The following is a 10,666-nucleotide window of genomic DNA, read 5'->3' as shown; positions in this document are numbered from 1 at the left end:
TATGTTTGCATCAAAATCTAATCGCGGCTTTTACGATGCCGAAATCCATGGGGCCGGTCTGATTCCTGAAGATTCGATAGAGATCTCTGCTGAGTATCACGCAGAGCTGCTCGCGGGAGAGTCGGAAGGCAAGATTATCACCTGGCGTGATGACGGCTTTCCGGTGCTTGCTGATCCGCCGCCGCCCAGTGATGAGGCGCTGGCTGCTGTTGAGCGAGTTTGGCGGGATCAGCGTCTATTGGAAACGGATGGTGTCGTGGCACGCCATCGCGACGAGCAGGAAGAAGGCTCAGAAACCACATTGGCTGCCAGGCAGTACAGCGAGCTTCAGGCATACCGCCGTGCACTCCGCAACTGGCCCGAATCCGGGGAGTTTCCCCTCATTGATCACAGGCCGGCAGCACCACCGTGGTTGGCTGAGCAAACTCAATAGCGCCCGTCGGGGCGCTTTTTCTATCTGCGCCCTGTAGTTCCTTACCCTACAACCTCACGCGCTCGCCGAGGAGGCGCGCGCGCGGCAACCTCTGCACTGTCATTCCATCACAGCGCAGGCACCAACCCATGGCCGATTATCTCCACGGCGTGCGGGTCATCGAACTCAACGACGGCACCCGCCCCATTCGCACTATTCCCACCGCAGTTATCGGCATGGTTTGCACGGCTGAAGATGCGGACCCACTCGTTTTCCCCCTGGACACGCCCGTCCTGATCACCAACGTGCAGACCGCCGTTGGTAAAGCTGGCGTCAAAGGCACCCTGGCCGCTAGCCTGCAAGGCATCGCCGACCAGACCAAGCCCTACGTCATCGTGGTGCGGGTCAAGGAAGGTGCCGACGAAGCGGCCACCACCAGCGCCCTGATCGGCGGTACGACCCCGAACGGCCAGTACACCGGCATGAAAGCCCTGCTCGCCGCCAAGTCCCGCGTGGGCATGGCGCCACGCATTCTCGGCGTGCCTGGCCTGGACAGTTTGCCGGTGGCCACCGCCCTCGGCGCCATTGCCAAAGACCTTCGTGCCTTTGCGTACGTCAGCGCCTGGGGCTGCAAAACCAAGGAAGAGGTGGTCGCCTACCGCGCGAACTTCGGCGCCCGCGAAATGATGGTGATTTGGCCGGACTTCCAGAACTGGGACACCGTCGCCAACAAGACCACCACCGCCTCGGCCGTGGCCCGTGCGCTTGGCCTGCGCGCCAAGATCGATCAGGAGACAGGCTGGCATAAAACCCTGTCTAACGTGGCCGTCAGCGGCGTGACCGGTATCAGCGCCGACGTGTTCTGGGATCTGCAAAACCCGGCCACGGACGCCAACTACCTGAACAGCAACGAAGTCACCACCCTGATCAACGCCAACGGCTTCCGCTTCTGGGGTAGCCGCACCTGCAGCGATGACCCGCTGTTCGCCTTCGAAAACTACACCCGCACCGCGCAAATCATCGCGGACACCATGGGCGAAGCGCACATGTGGGCTATCGACAGGCCTATGCACGCCTCCCTGGTACGCGACCTGGTCGAAGGCGTGAACGCCAAGATGCGCGAGCTGAAGTCCCAGGGCTATCTGATCGGCGGCAGCTGCTGGTACCCGGACGACATCAACACCAAAGACACCCTCAAGGCCGGCAAGCTCTGGGTTGATTACGACTACACCCCCGTGCCACCGCTTGAAGATCTCACCTTCCGCCAGCGAATCACCGACCGTTACCTGATCGACTTCGCAAAGGGCATCAACAGCTAAACCGGGCCTCCCCGCGAGGGGAGTTCACCCTGAACACGTATCCCGGAGAACACCGCCATGGCAATGCCTCGCAAGCTCAAAAACCTCAACCTGTTCAATGACGGCAACAGCTACCTCGGCTTGGTGAAGTCCCTCACCCTGCCCGCCCTCGGCCGCAAGATGGAAGCCTATCGCGGCGGCGGCATGAACGGCCCGGTCAAAGCTGATCTGGGTTTTTCCGATGACGGGATCCAGTTCGAATGGAAGACCGGTGGTCTCGATCTGATCTCTCTGCGCCAGTTCGGTGCGGTCAACGCCTCCAGCGTGGCCCTGCGGTTCTCTGGCCCTTACCAGCAAGACGACACGGGCGAAGTCAGCAACGTGGAAGTCGTCGTGCGCGGTCGCCACGAGACCATCGAGATGGGTGATGCCCAGCCTGGTGAGGACACCGAGCACTCTATGACCACCACCTGCAGCTACTACAAGCTGACCGTGGATGGCGAAGAAATCATCGAGATCGACTTGCTCAACTTCGTCGAGAAGGTCAATGGCGTGGACATGCTGGATAAGCACCGCACCGGCATGGGCATCTGACCCGCCCCCTCAATCGAGTCTCACCCTTTAATAACCAGGAGCAACTCTCATGAAGAACGAAACCACCGAACAGCCCGACGTGCAGCCGCTGGCCGACAACAACACCGTCACCCTCGACACACCAATCCTTCGCGGCACCACCAGCATCGACAGCATCACCCTGCGCAAGCCGAACTCCGGTGAGTTGCGCGGCGTGAGCCTGGTGGATCTGCTACGAATGGACGTCGCCAGCGTTATCAAGGTACTGCCGCGCATCAGCACGCCTAGTCTCACCGCCGTTGAAGTTTCTGCGATGGATCCAGCAGACCTACTTGAACTTGGTAGCAAGATCAGCGGTTTTTTGTTGCAGAAGTCGGCGAAGACGGATGCATCCCTCGTCGCGTAGAGGACGCCATGGCTGATCTGGCCGTGGTTTTTCACTGGGCACCGGCTGATATGGATCAGCTGGGCCTGCAAGACCTGATGGACTGGCGCGAGCGCGCCAGGGTGCGGAGTTCCAACGATGGCGAATGATCTGAGACTTCAGGTGCTGCTGAGCGCCATCGACAAAGCCACAGGTCCGTTGAAGCAAATTACGGGGGGAAGCCAAGAGACCGCCCGCGCCCTCAAGGCCGCCCGCGACCGACTCAAAGAACTTAACATCCAGCAGCGAGACGTCAGCGCCTGGCGCGAACTGCAGGCTGAAACCCGCGCAACATCCGAGGCACTCGCCGCCAATAACGCCAAGGTAGGCGAACTCTCCCGCGTTACGGCGAAAGTCCGGCAGCAGCTCGCGCCAACCCAGGCACTTTTCGAACAGTCACGGCATAAGGTCGACGCCCTCAAAACCAGCCAGCACGAACTCAAGCGGGAACTCACCGGAGCACGAAACGCCCTGGGCCTGCTAGGAGACGAACACCGAAAATCCGGCAATCAGATCGCCGCCCTGAACGCAGTGGTTCAAAAGGGGAACGCCCTGACCCGCGAGCAACACGCCGAATATACGCGGCTCACAGCGGCCCAACGGGACCGCAAGGTTCAGTTGGATCAGCTCGCGACCAAGGAAAAAACCCTGGCCGACCGCTTCACCTTGAACAACGCGCAACTGCGCACCAGTCGCGCCGGCCATGCAAGTCTGCGCGACGAGATCCGCCGCCTGGAAGCTCCGCTCAAAGCCCAACTAACGTTACTCAAGCAACACAGCACCGAATCGAAACGACTGGGCGAACTGTACGGCCAGCAGCAAAACAAGCTATCCAGCCTGGGCGCGCGGCTTAAGAACGTCGGCATCAACACCAACGCCCTGGGCGCGTCGGAGTTGAGGCTCAAGCGCGATATGGACAACACCACGCGAGCCATGAAAGCTCAGATGGACAAGCTGGACGCTCTGCGACACAAGCAGGAAAGCCTCGCCAAGGCCCGTGGCGCTTACGATCAAGGCAAGCAGTTCGCCGGCAACGCCGCTGTCGCGGGTGGTGCCAGCTTGGGGGTAGCCTATACAGCCAGCCGCCCGGTTATCAGTGTTGTTAAGGAGTACGTCGACTTCGAAAGCGCCATGATGGGCGTCGCCAAGCAAGTCGATGGCGCACGGGACGACAACGGCAAACTCACCAGCACCTATTACGAGTTCGCCGCAGCGATAAAAGCGGCCAGCAATGAAATGCCCATCGCCACCACCGAGTTTGCCGCCTTGGTCGAAGCTCAGGCCCGGGCCGGTATTCAGGGTAAGGAAAACCTCCTCGCGATGGCGAAGGTCTCGGCTACCGCAGCCGTCGCCTTCGACTTACCCGCCGAGCAGGTCGGCGAAGATATGGGCCGAATTGCCGGCTTGTACAAAGTGCCGATCAAGAACATCGCCGAGTTGGGCGACGCACTCAACTATCTCGACGACAACACCCGCTCCAAGGGCGGCGACATCATCGAAACGTTGACCCGCATGAGCGATGTGGCCGACAAGCTTGACTACCGGAAAGCGGCGGCGCTGGGCAGTACCTTTCTGTCGCTGGGTTCTGCACCGGAGGTCGCCGCCAGCGCTTCACGAGCAATGGTGCGCGAGCTGGCTATCGCCACCATGCAGGGTAAAAAGTTTCAGGAAGGCATGGCGGTGGTCGGCCTGGATTCAAAGGCCGTGCAAACCGGCATGACCAAAGACGCCATGGGCACGATGATGGGCGTCCTCGAGCGCATCAAGAAGCTGTCGCCCGAACAGCAGACCGAAGCCTCCACCCGGTTGTTCGGTAAAGAGTTCGGCAAAGATGCCGGTAAGCTAGTCAACAACCTGGATGAGCTGCGCCGCCAGCTAAAATTGGTGGATGACGCTGCTGCCAAAGGCTCTATGCAAAGGGAAATGGACGTCCGGGCCGACGCCATCGAAGGCCGTTGGCAGGTGCTGCAGAACAAGCTGTTCAACACCAAAAGCGGCGCAGGTGAGGCCGTACGGGCGACGATGGTAGACGTCATGGACGCTATCGGTGGTGTGCTGGACAAGGTCAATGGTTGGGTCCAGGCAAACCCGGTCTTGACCGCGACTCTGCTGAAAATCGTAGCCAGCGTGGCGGCGCTATCGGCTGTTTTCGGCGGGCTCGCTCTTACCTTGGGCGGCCTCCTGGCACCGTTCCTGTTCCTGCGGTTTGGCCTGGCAATGCTTGGTATCCGCCTGCCTGGCATCATTGCAGTATTCAAGGTGTTTGGCACCGTAATGCGGGCCTTGGGCAGCATTCTGATCGGCCCGTTGGTATCTGCACTACGTGTGGTCGGGATCGCCCTGTGGGGGCTTTCTGCCAACCCGATTGTCCTGGTCATCGCCGCCGTCGTGGCCGCTCTCGCCGGCGGTGCCTACCTGATTTACAAAAACTGGGATGCGGTGAAGAACTACTTCGCCAATGCCTGGACGGAAATCAAGGCAGGGTTCAGCGGTGGGATAGTCGGGATCATCAATACACTTGCCAACTTCAGCCCAATCGGCCTGATCTACCAGGCCTTTGCTGGCGTACTGAGCTACCTGGGCGTGGACTTGCCCAGCCGCTTTACCGAGTTCGGAAACATGATCGTCAACGGATTGATCAACGGGTTAACCGCTGGCCTTAGTGGAGTAAAAAACGCCATCGGCTCAATCGGCGACGCAAGCATCGGTTGGTTCAAGGAAAAGCTAGGCATCCATAGCCCGTCGCGGGTCTTCGCTGAGCTGGGCGGCTTCACCATGGCCGGCCTGACCCAGGGGTTGGAAGGTGGCGAAAACGGCCCACTGAAGGCGCTCACCCACATCAGCGAGAAACTGACCGCAGCCGGAAGCGTAGTGCTCAGCGTGCCGGCTCAGCCCGAACCTGTTGCTGTGAAAGAAGCGCGCCAGCGCACCCAAAAGCTGCCGCAACCGTTATTGCCGATCGAATCCGTTGACACCGAGGACGCCCGTGAGCGAACACAGACCCTGCCACAGCTCAAATTGCCTGTCCCGCCCGTAGGTGCTGAGGCTGCCCGCCAGCACACCCGAGAGCTGCCACAAGCCTTGCTACCGCTCCTACCAATTGGCGCAGAGAATGCTCGCGAGCGAACACAGCACCTACTACAGCCTGAGTTGCCTGCTACCCCTATTGAGGCTGAAGAGGCTCGCCAACGAATCCAGCACATACCTCAATTGCCTCTGCGCTCAACCGCGCAGGCACCGAAGCAGATGCCACCAATCAACGAAGGAATGGTGAGTCTGATGGACTTTGGCAAGCAGATCGCCGCTGCCGGAGCGCTCGCCATGAGTGCATTCAGCCTCCCAGCTCTGGCAGTCGATGATCGTCCACCTATCGCCAGCACTCCGGTAAAAGCGGTTTACGACAGCCACGACGTCATCAACATCAACATTCCAGCGACTCCTGGGCTCGACGCCCAAGCTGTCGCCCGCGCTGTGCGGGCTGAACTTGTCCGCATTGACCGCGAGAAAAAAGCTCGTAGTCGCAGCAAGCTATCTGACCGGGATTAATCACCATGATGCTCAGCCTCGGCATGTTCGTGTTCAGCCTATCGACCCTCGCTTACCAGGAGCTGCAGCGCCAGACCAATTGGCGCCATGCCAGCAACAGCCGCATCGGTGCACCACCCGCGCTGCAATTTGTCGGCCGTGGCGACGACACCATTACCCTCCCCGGCATCATCCTCCCGGAGCTGGCCGGCAGCGTGCTCAGCCTGGACGCTTTGCGGTTGATGGCGAACACCGGCAAGGCCTGGCCGATGGTCGAGGGCACCGGCCGGATATACGGCTTGTGGGTGATCGAAAGTCTGAGCGAGACCAAAACTGTGTTCTTTAGAGACGGCACGCCACGGCGCATTGAGTTCACCCTTACGCTCAAGCGTACCGATGATGCCCGTATTGACCTGCTCGGCGCCGCTACCAGCACCGGGCTCAACATTCTGCGGGGGCTTCTGTGATAGAAGCCGCGCTATCCAAAGTCACCGGTTACCTCGTGGATGCGGCGGAACGCTTCGTCCGGGACGCCGCCTATCCTGTTCCGGCCTTCCGTCTCACGGTGGACGGCAACGATATCGCCATGAAGGTGAGTCCGCGGCTGATGAACTTGGATCTAACCGACAACCGTGGCGTCGAGGCCGATCAGCTCACGATCACATTGAGCGACCATGACGGCCTACTGTCGATACCACCCAAGGGTGCAGTACTTCACTTGTGGTTGGGCTGGAGCGACACTGGCTTGGTGGACAAGGGCACCTACACCGTCGACGAGACGGAACACAGCGGCGCGCCGGATGTACTCAGCATCCGCGCTCGATCAGCAGACCTGTGCAAAGGGCTGAAGACCAAGCGCGAGCGCAACTGGAGCAACACCACGCTGGGCAAAGTCATCGGCGATATCGCCATGGGAAACAACCTCACCTCGACCGTGGCCGGCGCGCTCGGTGCGTTGCCGATCCTGCAGCTTGACCAGGCCAACGAATCGGACGCCAACCTGATCACGCGCCTGGGCGAAGAATTCGATGCGGTGGCCAGCGTGAAGGCTGGCTGTTTGCTGTGCATCCCTGCAGGCGGCGGCAAGACCGCCAGTGGGCTTCCCTTGCCCCACATTACCCTCACACGCGCCGACGGCGATCAGCACCGCTACCTGCAGGCGGATCGCGACAGCTACGACGGTGTGCGCGCCTATTTCTACGATGTGCACAGCGCCAAGAAACAGGAAGCGGTTGCCGGCGGTGGCGAGAACCTCAAAGACCTGCGCCATACCTACAGCGACCAGCAATCCGCGCTGAGGGCTGCAAGGGCCGAGTTTCGACGCCTGCAACGCGGCAGTGCCACGCTCAGCTACACGCTCGCGATGGGCCGGCCGGATCTGATCCCCGAACTGACGTACACGCTCCAGGGCGTTAAGTCGGAAATCGACGAGATAATTTGGTACGGCGGCAATGTGCAGCACAGCTTGAGCCCGGACGGCGGATACACCGTCAGCCTGGAGCTGGAGAGCAAGTTGCCGGAGGACAATATTGAAGATCTGGCGGAAGAGAACCACGGAAATTACACCGGGATCGTTGCTTACTACCGCGATCAGAAAGATGGGAAGGAAAAAACAGTCACGGCGGGAAGCCAAAGTAAGCCAAAACGGCTACGGTGGTTATATGCCTCGCAGCAAACGTCCAAACGGGCAGTGGATCGGGAGTGGAAGCGGATGCAGGCGGCCAATGCCGAAATGTAAGACCATCGAATAGTAGGGCCAAATCGTAGGGGGCTATTCAGCAAACAAATAGACGCCGTGCTACCACATCACGGTCAAAAGCCTGGTACTTAATAGCCAACCCGTTCTGTTCAACTGTTGCAATCTTTCCGCTGTCGTTAATTGCCTACTACAATAAGCGCTGCAACCAACTCCATCTGTCAAAACTGGGCTGCGCAGAAATAAAATCAAAAAACCGCTGAATAAGTGGAACTCCATACTGCTTAGAAATACTTGTCAAGTCCTCACCAAACAGAACAACTATTCCATACACAACCCCAAAAACAAACATTGCAATCGCCAAACCATCTATCACACCTAAACGACCTTTTGCAGCATCCAACAAATGTATCAACTTTGTTTTGGCTTCCTCTGCACTAACCCTTACCTCATCTTCATCCTTTATTATTTCGTATCTAGAAAGCGACTTCTTTATCTGTCCCTCAAGGGTTTCAAATGCTTCTAAATAAATCGCATTTGCCGTACGGGTTAGTAACATCACAAAATACAAACCTATACACACTAGCAACACCGACGACACATCTTGATTCTTAATCAATGCAGCAATAGCAATCAGCGCGCCGGGAATCGCAAAAGCTTTGTTCTGACTAGAAGACACAGACTCATTGATTTTTGAAATATAATCAGAAACCTTCTCCTCTATTTCCCCTAAGAGCTTATTAACGGAGAATCGATGTACATACACATCATAATTTTCTCTGAATTTTTTCTGAAACCGCTTATGCTGAGTTACGACCCATCTAAATGATGACTCACTATGATCTTCATCAAGCAGCTCAGAAAGAGTAGTCCTCAACACATCCCTTCTTTCACGAATATGCGCATCTTTAATACCGATCAAATCCCTCAACTCAGATGCCACGCCATGAGACTCAGAGTCAAACTTAAAAAACTCAAGCTCCGCCAATGACACCGGCGGAGTTACTTCATATATTTTTGCACCCTTATCAGTACTTACAAAATAAACAAAGGCATTCGGAGAAGAGCTGGTGCCTTTATGATCAGACAACTCTTTAAAAACATGCTTCCAAATAAAATATGTTTTAATCTTTGAAACATTGCTTTCTTTGTCCTGCCACGACCCGACCCTCGCATCACAAACAAAATAAAAATCGGGCAAGCAATCATCAAATCGTACCGCACCCCAAAAATGGCTGACATTGAGATATAAAGGGCAACGTTTGGACCAAGAATCCGTTCCGGTATTAACTACCAGTTGCAGTCCTTCACTTTCCTCCTCTAATGAAAGCGCATCATGAAAAGTTAAAGCAGCTAATTCCTTATGAATCGCACACAACTTTTCGCGCCCCTCCGTTGAGTTCGGGGCACGAAAAACGACGTAATGCTCATCAATAACGATGTCAGCATTATCAAGTAAGTCAGCTAGCAGCACTGTCATTTTTTTTGCCAATTGCCGAGATAATAGAATTTCTGGCCTCATCATCTAGAGGAATTCTAATATAGCTTAAATCATCATCAAGCAAAACTGGTTTATCTGACCCCTCATACCCTAATGAGCTAACTTTTACCTTGCATGAGAAATTCTTACTCAAATCACTAATATCGACCAACTCTCCCTTCACTGCTCCAGAGGTAGTCGGTTCAAAAACAGAGTTAATCTCATATTTATTTTCATTCACATAAATGCAAAATTTACCTTTATGCTTGTGTCCAACAGGAAGCTCTTTATCAATAACCTGCTGAATCTCGCTCAGGCCTGTCGGCTTTTTTTCACTAGCTCTTTTTTTCAGATGTTCTACAACCTTCTCAAAAATCTTGTCCCGCTGACTTCTAGCTAGCTTGCATTCAGCTACAAACGCTCTAACAGCAACATGCAAATTACTCACACTTTCTTTGTTTGGCACCGCATCATCACAGCCCAATGCTTCCTTAAAAAAATCGCTCTTAGATTTCCCCTCAATAAAGTGCAGATAGGTATCACCATCATTTTTTGGATAAGAAACCGAAAACAGATTCAAATCAAACAAAGCAGCCTGGCGCAAAGCATCAGTGTCTATTGGGCTGAGCTTTTTTGGTTGCAAGTCGCTATCAAAATCAAACCCACTTTTTTTGGCCACCATAACGACTAGAAAACGACCATGGTCATCCGTCTCATCAGATGCTTTGTAATGGACAAACACCACATTACCACCAACAAGATTACCGCGTTCTACGGCATTACCTGCGAGTTTAAGACTCTGCATCATCTGCCCTACAGCATGTACAAAACTAGTATCTCCACCATCTATATAGGCGCGAAGGTTTCCAGGCGTACTATTTATCGTTGGATATGAAAAATACCCATGAAACTTATTCTTCCTTCTGAACTTTTCTTCAATCTTCGCGATAAAATCGATAGCTGTTTGATTCTTCAAATTCCACGGCTTCCCCATGGACACATCAAATGGATTGCCTGTTAGCTTAGGATTCCGTTCAAGCTCAGCAGTTATAGCTGCATTTACAACAAAGGAGCTACTCGAACTTATATCATCAGGAGCTTCTTCTACAGGATCCGAAATATTCTCAGCACTTGTCATATTTTTATCCATTGGAGTGCCACTCATCTTAAGTGAGCAGAGTTAATTTTCATGTGAGAAAGCTCATGACGCTCAGCGATACTTTTCAAAGTAACGGAGATTCGCGAGTAACAAGAGGGG

10 protein-coding genes are annotated in these 10,666 nt (G+C 55.4%); 8 read left to right on the top strand and 2 right to left on the bottom strand.

Annotated elements, in window-relative coordinates:
- Nucleotide 1: 1 nt before the first annotated feature.
- The 8 genes from OC445_RS05150 to OC445_RS05115 all read left to right on the top strand — a co-directional run bounded on the left by OC445_RS05150 (nucleotide 2) and on the right by OC445_RS05115 (nucleotide 7,970).
- On the top strand, nucleotides 2–433 hold the full coding sequence (locus OC445_RS05150; RefSeq protein ID WP_220382864.1) for a phage tail assembly chaperone: 432 nt from the start codon (nucleotides 2–4) through the stop codon (nucleotides 431–433).
- A gap of 128 nt (nucleotides 434–561) precedes the next feature.
- Nucleotides 562–1,731, top strand: coding sequence for a phage tail sheath protein (locus OC445_RS05145; RefSeq protein ID WP_262019992.1), 1,170 nt, complete (start codon nucleotides 562–564; stop codon nucleotides 1,729–1,731).
- Between the two features lie 57 nt (nucleotides 1,732–1,788).
- Nucleotides 1,789–2,304, top strand: a complete 516-nt coding sequence (locus OC445_RS05140; protein ID WP_262019991.1) for a phage major tail tube protein — start codon at nucleotides 1,789–1,791, stop codon at nucleotides 2,302–2,304.
- Nucleotides 2,305–2,353: 49 nt separating this feature from the next.
- Nucleotides 2,354–2,689, top strand: a complete 336-nt coding sequence (locus OC445_RS05135; protein WP_262019990.1) for a phage tail assembly protein — start codon at nucleotides 2,354–2,356, stop codon at nucleotides 2,687–2,689.
- A gap of 8 nt (nucleotides 2,690–2,697) precedes the next feature.
- Nucleotides 2,698–2,817 (top strand): GpE family phage tail protein, encoded by a 120-nt coding sequence (locus OC445_RS05130; protein ID WP_082430453.1) that lies wholly within the window; start codon nucleotides 2,698–2,700, stop codon nucleotides 2,815–2,817.
- Entirely contained in the window at nucleotides 2,807–6,253 is a 3,447-nt protein-coding gene (locus tag OC445_RS05125) for a phage tail tape measure protein (protein WP_262019989.1), read from the top strand. Before OC445_RS05130 ends, OC445_RS05125 begins: the two co-directional genes overlap by 11 nt.
- Nucleotides 6,254–6,258: 5 nt before the next feature.
- Nucleotides 6,259–6,699 (top strand): phage tail protein, encoded by a 441-nt coding sequence (locus OC445_RS05120; protein ID WP_262019988.1) that lies wholly within the window; start codon nucleotides 6,259–6,261, stop codon nucleotides 6,697–6,699.
- Nucleotides 6,696–7,970 carry a phage late control D family protein gene (locus OC445_RS05115; protein WP_262019987.1) on the top strand — a complete coding sequence of 425 codons (1,275 nt, stop codon included), beginning with the start codon at nucleotides 6,696–6,698 and terminating at the stop codon, nucleotides 7,968–7,970. The genes OC445_RS05120 and OC445_RS05115 overlap by 4 nt, the downstream gene beginning before the upstream one ends.
- A 148-nt stretch (nucleotides 7,971–8,118) precedes the next feature.
- Here OC445_RS05115 and OC445_RS05110 read toward each other — a convergent pair whose 3' ends face one another.
- Nucleotides 8,119–9,408: a hypothetical protein gene (locus OC445_RS05110; RefSeq protein WP_262019986.1), complete on the bottom strand. Its 1,290-nt coding sequence runs from the start codon at nucleotides 9,406–9,408 to the stop codon at nucleotides 8,119–8,121.
- The gene (locus OC445_RS05105) at nucleotides 9,389–10,558 is read right to left on the bottom strand and encodes a nucleoid-associated protein (protein ID WP_262019985.1); all 1,170 of its coding nucleotides are present in this window, start codon (nucleotides 10,556–10,558) and stop codon (nucleotides 9,389–9,391) included. The genes OC445_RS05110 and OC445_RS05105 overlap by 20 nt, the downstream gene beginning before the upstream one ends.
- Nucleotides 10,559–10,666: the final 108 nt, after the last annotated feature.

Origin of the sequence: Pseudomonas sp. Pse35 (genome assembly GCF_024519715.1) — a bacterium.
GTDB lineage: Bacteria > Pseudomonadota > Gammaproteobacteria > Pseudomonadales > Pseudomonadaceae > Aquipseudomonas > Aquipseudomonas paracarnis.
Note: the sequence above shows the minus strand (reverse complement) of the source record. Positions and strands in the feature narration are given on the sequence as shown.

Bases quoted from the DNA above. Each gene is read 5' to 3' on its own strand.
- OC445_RS05150 (WP_220382864.1), top strand. From the start codon at position 2: ATGTTTGCATCAAAATCTAATCGCGGCTTTTACGATGCCGAAATCCAT.
- OC445_RS05145 (WP_262019992.1), top strand. From the start codon at position 562: ATGGCCGATTATCTCCACGGCGTGCGGGTCATCGAACTCAACGACGGC.
- OC445_RS05140 (WP_262019991.1), top strand. From the start codon at position 1,789: ATGGCAATGCCTCGCAAGCTCAAAAACCTCAACCTGTTCAATGACGGC.
- OC445_RS05135 (WP_262019990.1), top strand. From the start codon at position 2,354: ATGAAGAACGAAACCACCGAACAGCCCGACGTGCAGCCGCTGGCCGAC.
- OC445_RS05130 (WP_082430453.1), top strand. From the start codon at position 2,698: ATGGCTGATCTGGCCGTGGTTTTTCACTGGGCACCGGCTGATATGGAT.
- OC445_RS05125 (WP_262019989.1), top strand. From the start codon at position 2,807: ATGGCGAATGATCTGAGACTTCAGGTGCTGCTGAGCGCCATCGACAAA.
- OC445_RS05120 (WP_262019988.1), top strand. From the start codon at position 6,259: ATGATGCTCAGCCTCGGCATGTTCGTGTTCAGCCTATCGACCCTCGCT.
- OC445_RS05110 (WP_262019986.1), bottom strand. From the start codon at position 9,408: ATGACAGTGCTGCTAGCTGACTTACTTGATAATGCTGACATCGTTATT.
- OC445_RS05105 (WP_262019985.1), bottom strand. From the start codon at position 10,558: ATGGATAAAAATATGACAAGTGCTGAGAATATTTCGGATCCTGTAGAA.